A 20,417-nucleotide genomic window follows, 5' to 3' on the forward strand; every position below is an offset into this window, starting at 1 on the left:
GCATTCCTGACGACACAGCTACATCGAATGTACCGGACCCTTCGCGAATAAATTCGCTCCCACGGATTTTCGTACGGTTTCAGGTTCATGAAGAGCCTGTGGGACCGAATTCATTCGGGAAGGCGGCATTCCTGGCGACACAGATACATCGAATGTACCGGACCGTTCGCGAATTAGTGTTTGCAGGCCACATAGAATCTCCCCAAAGGATTTTCGCCTGCAAGATTGCGTGAAAACAGCGATATCGGCTAACGCAGCAAGTCCACATTCTCGTTGATCCGACTTTGTATCGTATGCAGAGTGTCCGGGGTGATCATGCCTGGGCATACACGCTCGGCGATAGCCGAAAACTGGCTGGCGATGCCGCCAATGCTCTCAATAATCTCGCCCGCGATATCTACTGAAACTTCTGCTTCGGCTGCAAGGTTGAGTAGCGCATTCCGGTCGATTGCCAACGCCTCGCCCATCACGTCCATCTGGTGAGAACCGCCAGGCCCCTCACAAAATGTGACGTCGTAGGCAGGTGCGAGTCGCCATGTACCTGACGATGACATGACATAGGCGAAGTTTTTCGGATGGTCGTCGCGGTTGTTGAACGCAATATTGAAAACGGCACGCTGGAAGGCAATAGCTTTCTCCCGTACATCATTGGTGCACATCTGCGTTGCCCGCAAAAAGTTGACATAGTCCAGCGCACCTGGAGACGTGTAATCAGCTCCGGTAAAAGCCGCAAGGCTCTGCATGGGCACACGCTGGCCGTCTATACGATCAAAACGTTTGCTCGCGAAGGCTGCCAGGCCATTGGGCAGACTAAAGTGCTGCGTCTCGGGGGTCTGGATGCCGCACATGCGGAGGCATTCGGCGTAGACCATCTCGATAGCGCATACCTCCCGGTGTTCGTCTTTTGCGGGGAATTTGATCAACCAGGCTTCCAGACCCGGGCTGTCCGCAGCAGTGGTGAAGGCTCCGCTCTGAGGATCGCGATAGACCAGCGCCTTGGGTCTGGCACCTTGAGGCGAGCCCCCCACCAACAGCAGCGTCTGCAGAAAATCCCCGCCTTCGCCATTGAGAACGTCCTGAATCTCAGACGCAAGCAGCTCAAGGGGGATATGCACTTTCGGCTCCAGCGCCTCGGGAGCCACGGGTTCAAACGACATTGCGCCCATGGCATGGCTGCCAATATAAGCCAGCCGCTCTAGCGGTCCGATACGTGCGACATTGAGGCCGCGGCGTTTGAACAACCTGTCCATAAGCAGCATGCCCCAACCATCCGGCAATGAGTCATAGACAGGACCTGGCAGACCGAACTGGTGTGACGCAAATCCTCGACGCAGGCGTGCACCCTCTAACGTAAGGATGTAGGACGATAACTCCAGGCCTTTGCCCCGAGCCTCATTGCTGTACTCAAAAACAATCTGTGGGCGACCGGTGATAGCCGTTGTAGACACAAGCGTGCCCCATAACCAGCGCTCACCCCAGCCGTTGTAGTAGACGTTGATTTGCTCAAGCATCGCCGGACTTCCCTCTCACCCGATGACGATGCGCAGTGCTTTCGTATCGGTGGATATCTTCGAGGCTGTCCAGCTTTGGCAAGAACAGCCCTTCAAGTTCCTTGCTTCGCCCAAGCACCATCGCGACACGAACAAGACTCTCGAACCCGACATTGCGTCCGGCTTCAAGATTGGCAACGGTATTGGTCGCCACACCGGCGCGACCGGCCACGTCAGCTTGCGTCATCTGTTGAGCAAGACGCTCCGTGCGCAGGCGCTCACAGAGTCGTTTAACAATCTCACTCGGCTTGCTGAAGCTTAAATCCAACATAACGTCTTCCGGTGCTGGGTGCTGCATGGAACTTGAAACTATAGACTAGCCTCGGCCTTATCAATACTTAATTCCCTTATTTTTGTTTTTAAATCCATAAATCAAATATAAACCACAATATATTGATATTGAAATATCATAGCGAGGGTGTTTCCTGTATGGGCGTCCCGTCCAGAGGCCGCGCTGTGGTACAGCAAACACGGACCCTGCAGGAGTGAGCTTGCTCGCGATAACGGTAGACCTGTTAAGAAATTACCGTCTGGCCTGAAGCTATCGCGAGCAAGCTCACTCCTACAGTCCAATGTTTACGATGCGACAGCGTTTCATTTATCGGGAATCAAACCGCAGGAAACGTCGACTCGATGCAGTCGATCAGCCTCTGGGCGTTAAACGGTTTGCTCAGAAAGCCCACGGCGCTGCCGGTCATGGCGCGTTTGCGTATGGACTCTTCGGGGAAGGCGGTGATGAAGATAGTGGGGATCTGCAGACCCTGACGCGTCAGGTGCTCGTGCAACTCAACGCCACTCATGCCGGGCATTTGCACGTCGGTGATGAGGCAATCAGCCGTTTTCAGAAAGGGCGAGATCAGGAACTCCTCGGCCGAGGCGAACAGGCACGCGACGAAACCCAGAGAGCGAACAAGACTGTCGATGCCAGTGCGGACTGCCGTGTCGTCATCGACGACCGCGATCACCGGGGATTTAGCCAAAACCAGTTACCTTCAATAGCCATGAGTAGAAGTGCCGATGATCTGCGCACTCATGGCCTGCACGGTAACCAGCAAGGCACGTTCCTGAAATCATACCCACGTATAAAGCACGGTTTAAAGCGACCGACGGGCGAAATACTGACCGTGTGGACAGTGATTGCGCCCGACGATTTGTCAGCGCATATCTGCGTATGGCGTTACGGCTTCAATAGGCATCGGCAGATTGCCCTGCCACACATCGAAGGTGTAACGCAGATAAAGCATGGCGCGACTCGGCGCATAACCTTCGCTGTGTTGCAGTGCGACGCCTGAGCCAAGCACAAGGTGGTCACTCAAACGTCGTTCAAGCGATGCCTGCAAGCGAACACTTGCGCCAGAGCTACTGCTCGCGGCTTTGGTCAGCGTGGTACTGCCATCGATATCCAGTCCGGCGTCCGAAGCCTGGCTGAAGAACTTGCCGGCCGGGCCATCCAGCGGATACAGATCGCTGCTGTCGGTTTTCGAGAAGGACCAGCCCACTGAGCTGTCCAGCTGAACGGACCAGTTGGCATTGCGCCAGGCATAACTGAACGGCACACCGATCGAATAGTACTGCTGCGGGCTGTAGTAACCCCCCTGCCCCAGGGTGTATTCGCTCAAATCCTTGTCGTAGCCCCAGTACATCAAGGTCAGGCCGGTGCGCATGCGCTCGTCAGCACGGTCCATCAAGCGGTAGTAATAACCGGTCATGGCCGAGAGCCGCTGATTGTCGACCACGTTGGTACCACGCAACCAATGGCTGCCAAAGCTGGCCCATACGCCATCAACGCCTCCTTCGTCATGGCTGAGGCTCAATGTCAGGCCATTGCTGGTCACACCGCCCCAGCGGGTTCCGGTCACAGGATCGACAGCACCTGCGTAGGACACGACGGAGTTGCTCACCGGACGGCGCGAGGCGGTCAGGGTCCAGCCGATGGATTGCCAATCGCTGCTGTAGGCGACGCCACCCAGCCAGTTGCCGACTTCGAAGCCTTGTGGCGTATGACCCAGATCAACGGCCCACTGAGCGTTTTTCCAGCCCACCGCCAGGCTCGGCCCGGAGGTACTTTGTGAGGTGCTGCGACAGCCGTTGGCGACCAGCGCCCCGGTGGTTCGGTCTCGAAACTGAACCGCACAGGTGCCGAATGCCTCCCGGTGCAGGCCGTCGGCATCGGTGTCGAAAGCAGTGGCCTGCAGATCGACCTGCTCGGCCTGCACAAAACCCTGCCCCGCGGCAAAGGGGGAGTCGATGCGCAAAATGGTGGTCTGGGCAGTAAGGTCGGAAATCCCCGGCGCGGTATTGTCGGTGCGCCAGGCAAAATCGCGGTACACATTGACCGTTGGATTCTGCTGTTTATAGAGCTCGTCGACTTCACTGCGCAGACTGCGTGGCAACCAGTCATCGGCGTCCTTGGCACGGCTGGCCCCAGTCATTGCCAAGTTGTCCCGCGGACTGCCTTGCGCAGGTGAAATCAAGCCAGCCGAGGCCATGCTGCGGGCGTAATTATCCAGTGCCTGTTGCGGATGATCCTTAGCCATCAGGCGGGCAGCATCGCGGTACAACAAAGGATCGGTCTGTGGGGTTTTCAGCAGTTGGGCAAAGATCGCATTGGCCTTGTCTTTTTCACCCACGGCGGCCCATGCGTTGGCCAGACGGCGTTGCCAGCTCACCGAAGCGGCCGGGGTCACGACGATGCTGTTCAGCGCTGCGTCTGCCTGGGGCGTGCGCGCCGTTGCAATCTGCACTTCGATCAGCCCCAACTGCGCTTCGGCATTTTCAGGATCGGCCTTGAGCACTTTGCGGTAATCGCTTTCGGCCTCGGGATAGTCCCCGCGCTGCATGGCCCAATCGGACAGCGTGGCGAAATCGTCCAGAGTCGGATTGGCCCGCAACAATGCAATGGCCTGCGGCTCGCGCCCGGCATCACGCAACTGCTGCGCCTGGGCCAGCAATTGCCTGCGTTTGATCCGCGCGGCCAGCTCGCGCATGTTGTCCGTCCAGGCCTTCGCGGGAATCTGGCCGAGACTGCTCAGTACGTCGCTGTCGCGATTCAGGTTGGCCAGATACAGACCGTGTGCGTAACGCGCTTCAGGATTGCTGCCTTGACGGGCCAGCAGTTGGCGAAACGCGTCATCCGCTTCGACCGGTTTACCCAATGCGATTTCGGCTGCTGCAAGGCGATAGGTCAGCCACGGATTATCCGGGTCCAATTGACGGATTTTTTTCAGCACCAGCACCAATTGCGCCCAATCGGAACGTTCGCTGAACACATCGGCCTGCAGGTTCAAACGCTCGATTTCAAAGCTCTGGCGCAAGGCGGCGAACTCGGATTGGTTACTGGCGGGCAAGCTGTCGAGAAACGCTTCGGCTTTGGCACTCGACTGCCCACGGTACAAGCGCACCAGTGCGCGCAGCACGCTGGTGTTGTTTGGTTCAGCCTTGCGTGCTTGCAGTAACAGCGCCTCGGCACCGATATCATCGGCCTCGCCGAGGGCCACGGCTGCCAGGCCCATCAAGGGTGCGGCAGCCTTGGGATTGAGAATTCGTGCCTGCTGGTACGCCTTGCGCGCCTTCACGTAATCCTTGCGCTGCAAGGCTTCGTCGCCTTGCTGAAGGATCATCCAGTTGCGGGTCAGCAACTGCAGGTCCTGCCATTTGCTGATGTAATAGGTGTCTTGTTCTTTGGTCAGCGCAGTGGAAAACGCCTCAAGTGCTGCCGGGTATTTATCCTGGCGCATCAACGATGTGCCCAAGGCACCATACAGACTCGAATCTTGCGGATAGGCTTTAACGGCGCGCCGCAACAGCACTTCGGCCTGGGCGCTGTCAGTGCCCTTGTCTCGTTCCAGCAGACGCTTGGCCTGGGCCCCCGCCTGCCATGCGGGATCGGCAAGCAGTCGTTGCTGTTCGGCCAGCCGCTGGGTAGCTTCCTTTCTGAACGACGAATAAGGGTAGTAATCGAGAAAGACCTGCCAGTTTCGGGCCGTTTCAGGGCTCACCGGCAAGGTGTTCAGGTAGATGAATTCCCGCTCTGCGGCATTGTTGCTCGCCTGAGGATCAGCTGCCAATTGATGCAGCACCGCCAGCGCCTGATCGTTACGACCTTCGGCAAATAACAGGCCGACCAGCATCTGCCGCACGCTGGCATTGCCCGGGTAGTCGCGATCAAGGTCTTTCAAATGCTCGATGACGGCGGCCCGCTGGCCGCTGATGCGACTACGGGCGCTCCAGTATTCCAGCGCAGAAGGCAAGTCCGGCGGCTCTTTGCCGAACAGTTGTTCAAAGGCCTCACTCGCTTGATCGAAACGTCCGGCAGCAGCAAACAACCGCGCTTGCTGTAACTGCCCCGCACCTTCCGAGCTGTTAAGCCGGATCAGCGCGTTTGCCTGACGCAGCGCCGCCGAGTCGGGCCCCTGCTGACGCAAACGGGCCATGAGTTGCTCAATCCAGGCGGTATTTAGCGGCGCACTTTTATCAGCCAGGGCCTGGCGAACCTTGCCCACCAGAACCTGCGGATGATTGGGATCAATCAGCTCCAGCCTCGCCAGGGCATCACGCACCAGATCGTCGCGATACAAGGCTTCGCCGATACGCGCCTGTTGCAGCAGCCACTGCTGTTGATCCTGAGGTGCAGGCGCTACGGTTGCGCTGAGCGCCGTGCCATACCAGCAGGACAAGGATAATGCGCCGCACATCGCCAGTGCCTTGAGTGCACCTTTGGGCAGCAGCCGGTAGCCGGAAACGGGTGGTGGATTCACTGTTTGCATGACGATGTCCAGGCTGGCTGCAAACGTCCGTCCTTATCGAATCGATACCGCTGTTCGTCCCAGCCTTGGCCGAACATCAACAGCGACTGATTGTAATAAGCGTCAGCCAGCGGCGGCGCGGTACGCAGCCGCTCACGCTGGGCACTCAATGCAGCACTGTCGCCGTTCAGCAACGGCAGAAGGGCCGCCGAAAAACCGGCAGGCCCCGTGCCAGTGGACTCGCCAGTACCAACGGCGACCTGCTCAGGCACAAAACCCCGTTGTCTGGTGGCGTCGATCATGGGTTTGAAGTGCGCGAGCAACGAAGCACGCTCCGGCGCATCGGACGCCAGCATCCCCAGCCAGAGGTAGACACGAATGGCGTCGTAACTGCCTTTTGCTCCGTGCTCCTGGGCCACTGCGCCTTGCCCCGCTTGCCACACCAACCAGTCTGGAGCGAAGCCTTTTGGCGAGCCTTCGATCCACAGACGCCGGGCGTTTTTTGCCACCTCATCCCAGACGGGGGCGATCAGCGCAAAGCGAGCCAACAGTTGCGGCGGCGTATAGCTGGGGTTCAGACGCCAACCTTGGGGCGACTCAAAACCTTTGTCTCCCGGCAGCAGCATCAACCCCAGACCCGGCAGCTTGCGCAAGGTCTGCGCGGCACTGCGCCACAGCAGATGGTTACCCAATTGCAGGTAATCAGGCCTGCGCCAGAGCCGTCCCGCTTCCAGCAGGCTGTACGCGATCCACAAATCCGAGTCACTGGCATTGTTGCTGTCGAGCACCTGCCACTTGCCTTGCGCGCTGAGGCCCCATTTCCAGGCTGGCAGATGATCGTCGAGATCACCGCCTGCGAGGTTGTCGCGCGTCCAGTTCAGCAACCGCTCAAAGCTTTCCCGGTCGTTGGCCACCAAGGCGAAAAACAGTCCGTAGCTCTGCCCTTCCGACGTGGTGATCTGCTGCGCGGAGGAGCGGTCGATGACCCGGCCATCAGCGCTGATAAGGTGCTGCCTGTAACTCTCCCATGCGGGCCAGTTACACGCAGGCGCACCTTCGGCCTCCTGAGTCAGAAATGACAAAGCAACGGTGGCCAACAAAAAACCGACCCCGTTCACTGACTTATTCCTCATAAGCCAGACGGCGACGAGCCGCCCACTGCAACATGCGCCATACCAGGAACGCACTGAGCAACACGCCGCCCACCGCCATGAAGGCCAACAGCACGGGGTGCTCGGAAAGCTTGAACCAGAGCATCAGCCACCACGGTAGCTCACCGACGAAATACTGATCGCCGACCACATGGCTGCTGACGCCGCTGCTGCGGATCAAAGCGACCGAGCCAGCCACAGCGTCCATTTTGCCGCTGTCGTTAAGCGTCTCGCGCAGCAAGCTGAAATCAGCATCAGTGGTGGCCAGCAGCGCGACAATGCTGCGCTGGTCATGGTAAGGCGACTGCAAGCCGACGATGGCGGCAATCGGGCCCTGAGCCGACACTTCGACACGGCTGGCAACCGGGTTGCTCTCACCTTTTATAGATGACGCATAACCTGGCCCTTGCTGGTTAGCCTTGAGCAACCAGTTACGGGAGCGATCCAGCAGCAGATTCATGTCGTGGTTGTCGCGCATATCCGGGGCGAACGAGCCGAGCACCAGCAGGTCGGCGTCGTATCTGGACGCCTCTTCCCAGTTATCGCTGAGTTTGAGGTTCAGGGCAGGCAAGCCCGATCGTGCCGAAATCCCTGCGACCGCTTCCAGGTAAGTACTCAGTTGTACGGCACTTGGCCGGGACGGCAACAGCACCATGGTTTCGGACATATCCGCCATGCGGCTGTAGGGGAAACCACTGCGCGCGAAGGCCGCCAGATCAGGCATCGCCATGTAATGGTGGTAACCCGACATGTCGATGGTCGACTGGTCGTCGATGATTGCCTGGGTGTCCACCGGCAACGATGTCTGACAGCGATCACGCTGGGAGCCGCTGTTGGTCGTCGCGAAACTGAAATTAAACTTCAGGGTATTGCGGTCACCGATCTTGAGGGCCGGAACCGAGAGGTTTTCATTGACGTTGGCTGACTCGCTGGACATCACCGCAAGGCGTAATTCTTCAAGCCGGTCATTACTGTTGACCTGCAATGGCAGGCTGGTAATGAACTGGTTGTTGAGGCTGATGTTGAGGCGCGAACCATCGTTGTACGCGGGCGGCGTGTAGCGGTATTTGGTTTGCAGCGGGATACCCTGATTGCGCCAGACGAACAGGTCAGGCGGCAGGTTGATGTCCAGGCTGATCGGCAGCGGTTGCAGACCGCTGACGCGCAACTGCTCGGGGTACTTGATCAACTCGGCAAAACGTACCGGGCGATCAGTGCGCATCCAGTTTGGCGCGTCGTAGGGCACGCGGGGCTTGATCTGTTGCAGCTTGTCGATGACCACGCGCTCGCCACGAAACAGATCGCCGCCCAACGCCAGCGCCTGAGCGGCGGTGACCAGGTCCGCGTCGTCACGTCCCAGCACCAGCAAAACCTTGCTGAAGCGATCGTCAGGGTTGTCGATCACCTGCACCACGGGCGCATCCACCGCCGGGAATTTCTCCAGGTCCGCCAGAAACGCCGGACGATGGGTGTTGGTGGCAAACACAACGGATGACGTCACTTGACCCGCGCTGGCAGCAGGCAACTGATCCGACAGTACCGGGAAGGTCATGGCGCGCCATGAAGACAGGCTGCCGAAATACGAGGCCAGAATCCCGGCAGCGCGCTGTTCGCCCAGCGTAGGTGCAGCAGCGAACACCATGTTCAATACCGGTTTTTCATACCCACGGGCATCGAAGAAAGGCATCGGGAAGTAAGACAGATCGTTTTTGACGATCAACGCCTGCTCTCTCAACGCGATCTGGCTGTTGCGTCCAATGCTGACCCACAGCGCAGTGTTGGACGGTTCCTCACAGATATCGGTGTAGTGCCCTACAAACTCCAGCCGGACCCGATTGAAGTCGGTGATCAACCGGGGATCAAGCTGAACCGGACGAACCACTTTTTTGCCCAGTTGATCCTTTTCAATCGGGATGACGCTCATCAATACGTCATTGAGGTAAACCCTCAAGTGCGACAGCGTCGGCAGTAGCGCCGGCGAAGGGGTGTATTCGAGTTGCAAACTGGCATCGCTGGCGATGCGGTCGCGGCGCATGGTGAACTCGAACTGATCGGTAGTGTGCGTACCCAGCAAAAGGCTGTCCGCGGGGCGGCCCAGTTGCAAAAAGCTGCGAGTGACATCCCAGCCTGGCGTCGCGCCCGCCACCGTGAGGTCCGGAGTGGAAACCACAGCAGTCCCGGCTTGGGCACAGGTCATGGCCACCCACAGCAGACTCGCCAGGGTGAGATTAAAAGAGCGACTCATGGGGCACTTACCGATCGGGAGGATGAGGAATAAGGTTCGGATTTGGCAAAGCGCGGCACGTAGCTGAGCAGCCACGCACACGTCGTTACAAAGGGGCGCGTAATCGCACGCAGCCAGGCAGGCAGGTACTGATAAAGACGGTAATAACCGCGAGCGCCCAGGCTCAGTACATCAATAAAACTGTGCAGCGGACGATCAGGGGTGAAATCTTCGCTCCAGTTCAACCACGCATCAGCGCGAGCAAAGGTGCATTGCACGTAATCGATTTTCTGTTGCGCAGACAGTTCGTTAAGCGAGATACCGATGAAGTTCTTGTGGCTGCGACTGACAATCCCGGAGAACAGAAACTCGCGCTCGCCACGCTGCATCAACAAGCTGACCCGCTCGCCCATTGGCAAACTCAGTTGCGCGTCCAGCTCGATGCCTGCGCCACCGTCGGAGTAGTCCACCAGCATGCCGGGGTAGAAACGTCCGTTCGGCAAACGCACAGCAGCAGGCAATTGGGCCTGGACGCGATGGGTTTCACGCACCTGACGCACCTCGGCAGCAATCGCCACCGCAGCGCCGACAATCAGCAGGTTGTAGAGCACCCAGAGCATGCTGACCAGAATCGTGCCGACCTCATTCGACGGGCCGGTAAACAAACGCCACACCGCAAAGCCCAGGCCAAGAACATTGAGCGCCGCCAGCACCAGGTAAGGCCGTGCGATCCCCCAGTCGAACTGGTTCTCGCTCATCAACCCACCTTTGGCGGTCACGTTGAACTTGCCTTTCTTCGGGTTGAACAACGCCACAGTCGTAGGCCGTGCGATGTACCAGGCGAGCACGGTTTCATAGACTTCGCCCCAGAAGGTCAGGCGATGTTCGCCCTGCATTCTGGAGTTGGTCAGGCTGGCATGGACCATGTGCGGGATCACGTACAGAACGATCATCAGTGCGGGGGCATAGATGATGTAGGCGTGCAGCAGGAGGAATGCCAAGGGGGCGGTGAGAAATACCAGCCGCGGCAGGCCCGCCAGAAAGTGCAGCATGGCGTTGGCATAACAGATCCGCTGAAAGATCGTCAGCCCCTTGCCCAGCAATGGATTGTCCGTGCGAAAAATCTGCGCCATGCCCCGCGCCCAGCGAATCCGCTGACCGATGTGCGCCGACAGGCTTTCAGTTGCCAGCCCCGCGGCCTGAGGAATCCGCACATAAGCCGAGTTCCAGCCCTGGCGATGCAGGCGCAACGCGGTATGCGCGTCTTCGGTAACGGTTTCCACGGCAAAACCGCCGATGTCATCAAGGGCAGAACGACGCAGTACCGCACATGAGCCGCAAAAGAACGCGGCGTTCCACATGTCGTTGCCGTCCTGGACGAGGCCGTAAAACAGCTCACCTTCGTTGGGGCGCTGCCGGAAGGTATCCAGATTGCGCTCGAAAGGGTCTGGCGAAAGAAAGTGATGCGGCGTCTGTACCAGCGCCAGCTTCGGGTCGCGCAGGAACCAGCCAACGGTCAGTTGCAGGAAGGAGCGAACCGGCACGTGATCGCAATCGAATATCGCCACCAGCTCGCCATCGAGCTGCTGCAACGCATGATTGAGGTTGCCGGCCTTGGCGTGTTTGTTGTCGGAACGGGTGATGTAGTTCACGCCCGCCTGCTCGGCAAACAGCCGAAACGCGTCACGCTTGCCATCATCGAGAATCGATATGCGCAGCTTGTCGTGCGGCCAGTCGATACCCAGTGCGGCGTACACCGTGCCGCGCACGATGGACAAATCCTCGTTGTAGGTCGGGATCAGCAGATCAACGGTCGGCCACAAACGTGTGTCACGCGGCAGTTGCGCGGGGGGCCGCCGCAGAGGCCAGCAGGTCTGGACATAACCGAGCAACAGCACCAGCCAGGAATAGGTTTCGGCGATCAGCAGCATGACGCCGCAGGCCAGATCCAGTGGGCTGTCCCAGTTCAGGGTTGCGGTGTAACGCCACCAGAGATAACGGCACGAAACAATGACCGACAGCATGATCAGCAGCAGTGTCGGAAAACGCCCTGGCACACGACGGATCAACATCGCCACCGCCCACAGCAGAATCACGAACAACAGTTGCGAGAAATAGCTGAAAGGTTCGGTGATACACACCGCAACCAGCAGCAAGGCCACGGCCGCGCAGAGATAACTCAGGCAACGCTGCTGGCGAGCACTCAGGGTTTGCCACCATTTGGCACTGCCATGCACTGACTGGCTCTGAGTCATTTGTACCGGCAAGCCATCCAGCAAAGTCCCGAGGCGCTTCCAGACGCTCCGATTAATCTGACCGGTCGTGCGCAGCCACTGCGGCACTGCACGGCGGCGATAGCTCGGCCAGGGCCGGAACACCAGCAACCAGAGGCTTTGCAGGGCTATACGCAAGGGATCCCCGGCACGCGGCTGCTTGCCCGCCAGATGCGGATACCAGCGTTGACGTTGTTCCAGCAGACGTTGCCAGACCGGAGATTCCAGCCGCAAAACCAGCCAGCTCAGGCTGATCAGAGACGCCAGCAAGAATGCCGTCGGTGGATAGCAATCGTACTGGCGACGCAGCTGCATGTAAGGGAAGTAGCGCGCATTCATGCCAGCTCACCGCGGCGCGTCAGGCACCAGGTCGCCAGACTCAGAGCGTCCTGGGCAGCCAGACTGTCAGGTGCGTATTGGCCGACCGGTTGCTTGAACGCCAACGACTCACTCAACGCCTCATCAGCATGCACCGTGAGCGGCAAAAGACGCGATGCGTGACTCTCGCGCCAGATCAGCAGCAAGTCGCGCTGCAACTGACTGCCGGGATCAAAACGATTGACCAGTAACGGCGAGGACGCGGACGGCTGGAGCAAGAGCACATGACAGGCTGCATCCGCTTGCGCGATCTGGATCGGAAACTGACACGGGCCGATCGTCGAGTGGCCTGTCAGACGTTGCGGCATGTCGAACAGGATCCAGTCGTAGTGAATGGCCAGATTCGCCTGACGTCGACTCCAGAGGAACGGATCATCGATCAGTTGCCCTTCGATGAGCATGCTCTCTGCATGGGTCAACTGCCCATAGGGCAACAGCTGCAATGTCGGTGACAAGCTCCAGGCCTGACCATACCAGTCCTCACCGTCCAGCATGGCCCGGGCCCACCCGCCACTCTCTGCCACGGGCAGATTGAAATGCAGGCGCAGTATGTTTTCCGGGCACATATCGATCATCAATACGCGCTCGCCCAGGCTTTCAAGGGCATAACCCAATGCCGCCAGCAATGAGCTGGTGCCGACGCCGCCGCGAATGCCACGCAAGCTCAGGGTGGTCACGATTGCGCCCCGAACCTGTTTTTGCGGATCGGTTGATGGGCCGGCAAATCTTGCGTCGGCTCGCCAGGGATCGTCAGATCAACCAGCAAAGGCCAACGCTGCAAGGCACGGCTCAGCTCCATCTGCGCAGAGATATCGACATACTCGAGGCTCGGCAGACTCAGCTCGACTTTAAGTCGGGCAATATCATCGGCTCGCTCGTTGCGCGAAACCGCCTGCTTTTTCACTTGAACCTTTGCGGGTAAGGCAGCCATGCGCCCTTCTCCTTGATCCGAACGTAAGGCTTGCCGGCGTAGTCGAGTACTACGGTTCCGGAGTTTTCCGAGACCATCGGGGTCTCTGGCAGATTGGCCAGGAGCACTTTCCAGTCAGGTATCAACCCTTCCCCTTGAGGCGGGGCGGCATACAAGCGCGAGATGATTTCCGAGACCGCCAGGTAGCTGCTTGGTCCGGAGATGTGCAACGGTTCCGGGCGCGGATTTTTGCCCATGCCGATCAGCTTGATGCCGACCGGAACATGGGTAATCGACGGGCTCGGAATTTCGCGCATGCCGTCGATCTGCATCCGGTCGCCATGCAACGCCGCGCCGTGCTCAGGGACGATCACCACCGCCACTCTTCGGCCGCTCTTTTCCAGTTCCTTGAGGAACGCGGCAAGGTCGTCGATCAGGGTTTGCGCACGGGGTTTGTACTCGGCGCTTTTGGTACCGCCATCGGCAGTGAGCGCGCGGTTGCCGTCATGCAACGTCGTGGTGTTGTAAAACAGCGCCACTCGGGAGTCAGCCTCCCCCTCGCGGTGCTTCCACCATTTATCCAGAACGTCCCGGTCACGCAAGACCGGCGAGCCGTCAAAGCCCACTAGCGTCCGCGGGAGATCCGACGTACTGACTGCAGGGCCAGGCATTGATCCCTGAGCACGAACCTCGTCCATGAAACCTTCGAACTGCCCGGTGTGATTGAGCATGACCTCGCTGTCGAAGCCCAGCTTGCGCAGATCATCCATCAACAGACATTGCTCGGGCGCTACGCCGTATAGCTTGTTGTGTGGCTGCTGGCCGCAGCTGGCACGCAACAGTCGAATGGCAGCGGGACCGCTGTAGGAAGTGGCCGAGTTGAAGTTGTCGAATACCACGTCCATCTGCTGCAGCAACTTATTGTCCCGCATGCCCACGGCGTCCAGATCATCCCAGGCCATGGAGCAGATGTTAATCAATAGCAGGTCGAACGGTTGGGCGGCCGATGCCGAAGGGACAAACGCCACCTGCCGCCCTGCCTCGGAGCTGTAGAACTTCTGCAGGTAGCTATCAAGCGTCTTGCTGTCCGGCTCGGCAGCGCTGATGGCAGCGGCAGGTCCGGCCACTGGATTGACCGGCTGCGGAACGGGTGCATGCATCGCCAACAATCCCGAACCGCCCAGCCAGGCAAAACCGGCCAGGGTCAGGGTGGTCAGACGCAGCCACTGACGGACGAAGAAATACCCCACCATCAGCAGCAGCAACGCGCCGCATAGGTTCCAGTCGATGAAGCGACCAGCCAGTTCCAGCAGGTAGTCACCGGTGAAGTTCAGGACGCCAGGCTGATCCAGCAAACGACTGAAAGGCGGAAGCCAGGTGTCTTGATACAACAACGCTACGCCTACCGGTATCGCAATCACCGTGCGCAACAGCGCCAGATATCTATTGCGCAGCGGCACCAGCAAAACGGCGGCGAAAACCAGATTCGGCAGGATTTGCAGATTCAGGTATCCAGCCCAGAGCAGCGCAAGCTTGATAATGAAATACAGGTTCCACAGCCCCAGACCGGGCCAGGTCCAGACAGTATGGGTACGCACCGGCGCGGCGCTGACGCTCTCAGGATGGATCATGAGCGTCACTCACAGTGGGCGCAGCGGATACACGTCGGCGAACGCCGCGGGGTTTCAGATAACGCGGGGGCAAGTAACGCTGGAACCACAGTTTGAGGTTCAGGTGAAAACGGCCCAATACCAGCATCAAGGCCACGGTCATCAGGCAGCTCGCCGCGATGACCTGCAACAGCTCGGCATACTTCATGAGCAGTGCTCCGACAACGTCAGGGTGATCCGCTGCGGTATATAGCCGACCTGGATAATGGCCTGGGTCAGATCCGCTGTGACCTGCTCCGTGGCAAGGCGGGAAGTTTCCAGCAGCTGCGATGCGTCGAGGAAGTCCTGACGCGGCAGCATGTCTACCGCAGAAAGCGACTTGCACTCAGTGAACAGGTCGCGCCAGGGCAAGCGGCAAATGTTGCCCAGCGCCGGTTCCAGGCCGTCACCGCGACAGGCGAACAGGAACAGGTAAAACACGCCGTTGACCACACAGGCTACGTCGCCAAAACGCCGCAAGCTGATCTGGTTCAGGTACTGATCAATGTTCAGATCGCCTCGCGGCCGAAGGCTCAGCAATTGGTGAACCAGTTCGCCCGAGGCACCGCTATAGACTTGATCCAGCAATGCGATGAATTCTTGCGGCGACACAAGACCGCGCTGGGCGGGCGGGCGCAGTCGTTCGAACAGCGACTGGAAATCGGGCGTCTGACGGTAGTGCCAAGTCAGGCCCTGCACGCTGTCGACCATGCTCAGGAAGTTCGCCAGTTGAGTATTGGCCGGCACAATCAGGTTGGCACCGCAGGCCAGCAACAGGCGCTCATCCCGGTAGCGCAGGCAAGGCTCCATCTCGCGCACAATGATTTTCAGGGCTACGCCACAGTGGTCTCGCAAATGATGCAACTGCCGGGCAAGCGGTTCGACTTCGCTGTTGCTCTCCAGCGCCACGATGACGCTGGCAGCACGAGCGTGTGCCGCCTGTTCCAGCAAGTCACTGCGCTTTTCAAACAGACGCCACTGCTCCGACAACGGTGCAGTGCCCTCAAGCACCGCACGTTGCGTAAGGTAAATGCGTTGGTCGTCGGTACGTACCTGAAAAGGGCTGGACGAGGGCGATTTGCTCTGGGCAAATGCACCGTCTGTCACCTTCAGATCGAACGCCTGCGCGGCGCATACGCCCAAACTGCTGTGCCAGAAGTTGAGCTGATAACGCACACCGCCGTCCTGGCGATACAGCTGCGCCAGACCGGAAATCTGCTCGTTGAGATCAAGCAGTTTTTCATGCAACTGCGGGGCCTGATCACTGCACAGCACCAGCAGTGTGCAATTGCGTTTAACCAGCCATTGACGGGTACTTTCACACCAGCGTTGCAGTTCCAGCCCGGTGAAGTTCTCCAGGCTGTCAGCCGACAACATGAGCACCAGATGACTGTCACGTGCAAGATTGATGCGGTGCAGATCTGCCGTCAGCGACGTGAGAAATTTACGGGCCGACCCGGGAACAGCGAACAGGCGTAAGGCGGACGGACCACAATCTGCGTCCATGGATTCGACGACTGTTTGAGGGTCGATATGGGTGCTGACCAAGGTGGCCAGATGCTGTTCGGTCAGCGCGGACAGGAACTGTCGGGCGAGCATGTCAGCATCCGATGCCAGATCCAGTGCGATCCAGTACAAACCTCCCTGGCGCAGCAGCATGTTCTCATCCTGCATCTGCCGGATGGCTAATGTGACATGACCCAAACGCGCTACCCCATCAATTCGAATGCACAGGCAACCCTCAGCCCGAAATGGCTGAACGTTGGCAGGACTACAAGACTTTTAACTACAAAAAACGAGGCAAGCGCTCGTCAAGGCGGCGCGTTTGATACGCGTCGAACCTCAATATTCAGAGCGTGTAAATGAGTGCGATCATCCCCACCGCGCGATCTGATTCCTTCAACAAACCAGCCATGGCAGTGAACATTCATTCCGTGTGGCGCGAATAATGTGCCATCAAAGTGACACTGTCAATAATTTGAAAAGCTTGTTGTGCGCAACGGACGAACGGTAGTGGCGTGTCGTTTTTTTGGCGATATAAAACCGTTGCAAACTGTTACATAGCCTGAGAACAGCTCAAAACCGCTCCTATCAAACAACACGTAACTATCTGAATTACGCAAATCCTGTGGGACCGAATTCATTCGGGAATGGGCCAGTACATCCACTACATAATCTTCGTCTGGAATGCTGTCTTCCCGGATGAATCCGGTCCCACCAGCCCTCTGTTTACCGGGGCAGCTCTAAGGGTGACCGCAGGCAAATAAAAAAGGGCGCCTGAGCGCCCTTGAGTTTGTCTGCGTTTATTCCTGAGGCAGCGCCATACCTTTCGGCCATAGCAACCAGATATTGCCCTTCTGCTTCATGTCGCCCGCCAGATGACCCGCTTCATCGCCCGTGCCCCAGAACAAATCGGCACGAACCTCACCGGCGATTGCGCCGCCGGTGTCCTGTGCGGCGACCGGACGAACCAGCGCGGTACCGTCAGGCCGGGTGGTCGACAGCCAAAGCAGGCTGCCCAACGGGATAACCTTGCGGTCAATCGCAACGCTGTAACCCGATGTCAACGGCACATTCAACGAGCCCCTTGGCCCTTCGTTGCTGTCAGGGTTGCGGGTGAAGAATACGTAACTGGGGTTGCTCGCCAACAGCTCGGGGATGCGCGAGGGATTGGCTTTCGCCCATGCGGCGATGCTGCCCATGGTGATGTCTTCCTTGGGTATCGCACCCTGCTCTACCAACCAACGGCCAATGGCCCGGTAGGGTCTGCCGTTCTGATCGGCGTAAGCGATACGCAGCTGTTTGCCATTCTCCAGGCGAACCCGGCCAGAGCCCTGAATCTGCAGAAACTGCAGGTCCATCGGATCGGTCAACCAGGCAATCACGGGGGCATTCAGGCCCTGCGCGCCGATAGTTGCGGCGTCATCGTAAGGCTTGAGCACGCGCCCTTCGAGACGTCCGCGCAGACGTTTGCCTTTGAGCTCCGGGTAGATGCTTTCCAGATTGACGATGATCAGGTCGTCAGGCACGCCATAGATCGGCACCGAAGCTTTGGCGGTTTTGGTCAGGCTGCCGGGGTAGACCGGCTCGTAGTAGCCGGTGATCAAACCGTCCGCGCTGCCGGTAGCCGAGCGCATGCTGTAGACCTGAAGATTCGCCTGCAGAAAGTCGCGGATCTGCACCGCGCTGGCATTCGCAGGCACTGTGGCCGCAGCGGCACAGGTCGCGCCCCAGACTGCATCGGCCTTGAGTCGCACACAGGCGCTGCGCCACGAAGCGAAACCGGCTTGCAGGTCAGCATCGGAGACCGCAGGCAGGGCATCCCAGGTCGCCTGGGTGTAAGTGGTATGCGGGGGTGGCGGCGGTTCTGGTGGCGGGGCTGGCTGTTTGTCTCCGCCATCGCAACCGACGAGCAGAATTGCCAACGGCACGGCCCAGGCCAGGCCTTTGCGCCATTGCTTGAAAGAAAGGTTCATGAGCACTGCGGCTCCCCTGGAGCGGTGTGGGCCGCAAGGGTACTCAATGCCCGCACGCGTGTCCAAAGGGCAAGGTGTCAGCTCAGGAATTACAGGTGATGACTGAGGAAATACCGTGTCATGTGTGACACAAATCCTGTGGGAGATTCTATGTTTGCCTGCAAGCGAGTTCTTGATCTTGCAGGACCGGCTTTAGCCGGGAGAGCGGTATGTCGCCAAAGAAAATTTAGCGAACATTCGGACTTCCTCCCGGCTAAAGCGGAACGCCGCCCGGCCGGTCCTACGGAATAGCGCGGTCTATGTGGGAGCGAGGCTTGCCCGCGATAAGGCTGGACACCATCTAAAGTGAACCGCGTCCTGCCCTATCGCGGGCAAGCCTCGCTCCCACAGGACCCTATTCCAATTCAAGCAACTGCGCTCAACCTCACTTCAACTGATTGGCAAACCGGCTCACAGCGCCCACCACCTGTCGGGCGCCTTCCTGGATTTCGACGATCACTGAGCCTGCATCGTTTGCCAGCCCCAGCCCCTGCTCGGCCTGCCCCCGGCTGTTGGCCATTCCGCGTACGGCGGCGTCCACCAGATTCTGGTTCTGCTGCACCACGTTGACGATTTCCTCAGTCGCGGTGCTGGTTCGCCCGGCCAGTTGCCGGACCTCATCGGCGACCACCGCAAAGCCTCGACCCTGCTCACCAGCCCGGGCGGCTTCAATGGCCGCGTTAAGCGCCAGCAGGTTGGTTTGCTGCGCGATGCCGCCGATGGTCTGAACGATGGAGCTGATCAGCAGCGACTGCTTGCCCAACGCTTCGATGCCTTCTGACGCCGACTGCATTTCGTCCGAAATCTTGCGCATGGTGTCTACAGTGTCCTGAACTACAGTCGCGCCGCGCTGGGCACTCAAGTCCGTACGCTGGGAAATCTCGAAAGCGATGCCTGCCGCTTCACTGACTTCCACCTCGCGCTCGACCTGATCGGTCACCACAGTCGCAAACTTCACAACCTTGTAAAGCTTGCCCTGAGCGTCATGCACCGGGTTATAGGTTGCTTCCAGCCATACCACACGACCACTGGCGTCAATCCGCTTGAACCGGCTGGCAACAAATTCGCCACGATTCAAGGTCGCCCAGAACTCTTTGTATTTGGATGAAGAAGTTTCTTCAGGCTCGCAAAACATGCTGTGGTGCTTGCCCTTGATCTGCGAAAGGCTGTAACCCATACCGCGCAAGAACTGGTCGTTGGCGGTAATGACATGCCCACCGAGATCAAACTCGATGACCGCAGTGGAGCGCAGCAACGCCTGTATGAATCCAGCGTTTTCCGTGGCCAGTTCGATCGTTTCGGTGATGTCGGTACCGAAGCAACGGATCTCGGACAACTTGCCGTCCCCACCCATGATCGGATACCAGATCGCCCGCAACCAGGCCAGACTGCCGTCCACTTTGATAAAACGGTAGTTGTCGATGACCGATACGCCACTGTCGACTGCCGCCCGCAGGTTACGGTAACAATCAAGCTGCTTGACGTAAGCCGGGATGAAGTCATCCAGCGGTCGGCCCTGCACGCGCTCGGCACCGTAACCCAGTGTTTTCAGAAAATTGTCATTGATACGGGTAATGCGATAGCTGGGATCAAGGGTGATGGAGAGCATCTGAGCATTCATGCCGACTTCCATCTGCCTGTAGATCGCCAACTCGGCTTGTTGCGCCTGTAATTCCTTTTTCAAGCGAGTGTTGAACATTTCGCCACCGGTCGATGTGTTGAGTATTTCGGTTATCGGCAAAGGGTGAAAAGGGCTTATGACCCTTTGTCAGATTTCACGCAACGCGCTAAACGCAACGAGATGCATAAGGTTGAGCCACTTCGGGTTCACCATTCACCCCCATATGAATGAATAAAGCAGACTTTCTGCCAGTGCGCGTGTTTTTTACAAGATGTTGCGAGCCAGCTTTACTTGGCCGAAGTGTCGTCTAGCATGTGAAGGGTCTCGCGCAGCATCTCCCCGCAGTATCAAGGATGGTCAGCCAGAGTGTGGTGGTCATGAAGATCCCGACCGGCGACCGC

Annotated in this window: 14 protein-coding genes and 1 pseudogene; all 15 read right to left on the reverse strand. The window is 58.6% G+C overall.

Annotated features, from left to right (window positions below; genetic code table 11):
- Positions 1-248: 248 nt before the first annotated feature.
- On the reverse strand, positions 249-1,511 hold the full coding sequence (locus RX972_RS12485; RefSeq protein ID WP_316875727.1) for a type II toxin-antitoxin system HipA family toxin: 1,263 nt from the start codon (positions 1,509-1,511) through the stop codon (positions 249-251).
- Entirely contained in the window at positions 1,504-1,821 is a 318-nt protein-coding gene (locus tag RX972_RS12490) for a helix-turn-helix domain-containing protein (protein ID WP_122394607.1), read from the reverse strand. The genes RX972_RS12485 and RX972_RS12490 overlap by 8 nt, the downstream gene beginning before the upstream one ends.
- Positions 1,822-2,158: 337 nt before the next feature.
- Positions 2,159-2,530 (reverse strand): response regulator transcription factor, encoded by a 372-nt coding sequence (locus tag RX972_RS12495; RefSeq protein ID WP_122703529.1) that lies wholly within the window; start codon positions 2,528-2,530, stop codon positions 2,159-2,161.
- A 174-nt stretch (positions 2,531-2,704) separates the two neighbouring features.
- Complete coding sequence (gene bcsC / locus RX972_RS12500) at positions 2,705-6,316, reverse strand: cellulose synthase complex outer membrane protein BcsC (RefSeq protein ID WP_316875733.1); 3,612 nt, start codon at positions 6,314-6,316, stop codon at positions 2,705-2,707.
- The gene (bcsZ, locus tag RX972_RS12505) at positions 6,304-7,428 is read right to left on the reverse strand and encodes a cellulose synthase complex periplasmic endoglucanase BcsZ (protein ID WP_406643967.1); all 1,125 of its coding nucleotides are present in this window, start codon (positions 7,426-7,428) and stop codon (positions 6,304-6,306) included. The genes bcsC and bcsZ overlap by 13 nt, the downstream gene beginning before the upstream one ends.
- Positions 7,418-9,691 carry a cellulose biosynthesis cyclic di-GMP-binding regulatory protein BcsB gene (gene bcsB, locus RX972_RS12510; protein WP_316875735.1) on the reverse strand — a complete coding sequence of 758 codons (2,274 nt, stop codon included), beginning with the start codon at positions 9,689-9,691 and terminating at the stop codon, positions 7,418-7,420. Before bcsB ends, bcsZ begins: the two co-directional genes overlap by 11 nt.
- A complete protein-coding gene (gene bcsA, locus RX972_RS12515) occupies positions 9,688-12,282 on the reverse strand; it encodes a UDP-forming cellulose synthase catalytic subunit (protein ID WP_410478227.1) in 2,595 nt (864 codons plus the stop codon). Before bcsA ends, bcsB begins: the two co-directional genes overlap by 4 nt.
- A complete protein-coding gene (bcsQ, locus tag RX972_RS12520; RefSeq protein WP_316875737.1) occupies positions 12,279-12,998 on the reverse strand; it encodes a cellulose biosynthesis protein BcsQ in 720 nt (239 codons plus the stop codon). Before bcsQ ends, bcsA begins: the two co-directional genes overlap by 4 nt.
- On the reverse strand, positions 12,995-13,252 hold the full coding sequence (gene bcsR, locus RX972_RS12525; RefSeq protein WP_049827026.1) for a cellulose biosynthesis protein BcsR: 258 nt from the start codon (positions 13,250-13,252) through the stop codon (positions 12,995-12,997). Before bcsR ends, bcsQ begins: the two co-directional genes overlap by 4 nt.
- On the reverse strand, positions 13,222-14,862 hold the full coding sequence (gene bcsG, locus RX972_RS12530) for a cellulose biosynthesis protein BcsG (protein ID WP_263268847.1): 1,641 nt from the start codon (positions 14,860-14,862) through the stop codon (positions 13,222-13,224). Before bcsG ends, bcsR begins: the two co-directional genes overlap by 31 nt.
- Positions 14,849-15,049: a cellulose biosynthesis protein BcsF gene (bcsF, locus tag RX972_RS12535; protein ID WP_099268988.1), complete on the reverse strand. Its 201-nt coding sequence runs from the start codon at positions 15,047-15,049 to the stop codon at positions 14,849-14,851. The genes bcsG and bcsF overlap by 14 nt, the downstream gene beginning before the upstream one ends.
- On the reverse strand, positions 15,046-16,584 hold the full coding sequence (gene bcsE, locus RX972_RS12540; protein ID WP_316875744.1) for a cellulose biosynthesis protein BcsE: 1,539 nt from the start codon (positions 16,582-16,584) through the stop codon (positions 15,046-15,048). Before bcsE ends, bcsF begins: the two co-directional genes overlap by 4 nt.
- A gap of 599 nt (positions 16,585-17,183) precedes the next feature.
- A complete protein-coding gene (locus RX972_RS12545) occupies positions 17,184-18,356 on the reverse strand; it encodes a murein transglycosylase A (protein ID WP_316875746.1) in 1,173 nt (390 codons plus the stop codon).
- A gap of 424 nt (positions 18,357-18,780) precedes the next feature.
- Positions 18,781-19,338, reverse strand: a complete 558-nt coding sequence (locus tag RX972_RS29515) for a methyl-accepting chemotaxis protein (protein ID WP_406644118.1) — start codon at positions 19,336-19,338, stop codon at positions 18,781-18,783.
- Positions 19,324-20,094, reverse strand: a pseudogene (locus RX972_RS29520) (PAS domain-containing protein); the annotation flags it as partial. The gene RX972_RS29515 and the pseudogene RX972_RS29520, both read right to left, overlap by 15 nt.
- Positions 20,095-20,417 lie beyond the last annotated feature (323 nt).

The organism is Pseudomonas syringae group sp. J309-1 (assembly GCF_032582135.1).
In the GTDB taxonomy this organism is placed as follows: domain Bacteria; phylum Pseudomonadota; class Gammaproteobacteria; order Pseudomonadales; family Pseudomonadaceae; genus Aquipseudomonas; species Aquipseudomonas quasicaspiana.

What these genes read in the sequence shown, in the direction of transcription:
- RX972_RS12485 (WP_316875727.1), bottom strand. Translation starts at nt 1,511, where the DNA reads ATGCTTGAGCAAATCAACGTCTACTACAACGGCTGGGGTGAGCGCTGG.
- RX972_RS12490 (WP_122394607.1), bottom strand. Translation starts at nt 1,821, where the DNA reads ATGTTGGATTTAAGCTTCAGCAAGCCGAGTGAGATTGTTAAACGACTC.
- bcsC (WP_316875733.1), bottom strand. Translation starts at nt 6,316, where the DNA reads ATGCAAACAGTGAATCCACCACCCGTTTCCGGCTACCGGCTGCTGCCC.
- bcsZ (WP_406643967.1), bottom strand. Translation starts at nt 7,428, where the DNA reads ATGAGGAATAAGTCAGTGAACGGGGTCGGTTTTTTGTTGGCCACCGTT.
- bcsB (WP_316875735.1), bottom strand. Translation starts at nt 9,691, where the DNA reads ATGAGTCGCTCTTTTAATCTCACCCTGGCGAGTCTGCTGTGGGTGGCC.
- bcsA (WP_410478227.1), bottom strand. Translation starts at nt 12,282, where the DNA reads ATGAATGCGCGCTACTTCCCTTACATGCAGCTGCGTCGCCAGTACGAT.
- bcsR (WP_049827026.1), bottom strand. Translation starts at nt 13,252, where the DNA reads ATGGCTGCCTTACCCGCAAAGGTTCAAGTGAAAAAGCAGGCGGTTTCG.
- bcsG (WP_263268847.1), bottom strand. Translation starts at nt 14,862, where the DNA reads ATGATCCATCCTGAGAGCGTCAGCGCCGCGCCGGTGCGTACCCATACT.
- bcsF (WP_099268988.1), bottom strand. Translation starts at nt 15,049, where the DNA reads ATGAAGTATGCCGAGCTGTTGCAGGTCATCGCGGCGAGCTGCCTGATG.
- RX972_RS12545 (WP_316875746.1), bottom strand. Translation starts at nt 18,356, where the DNA reads ATGAACCTTTCTTTCAAGCAATGGCGCAAAGGCCTGGCCTGGGCCGTG.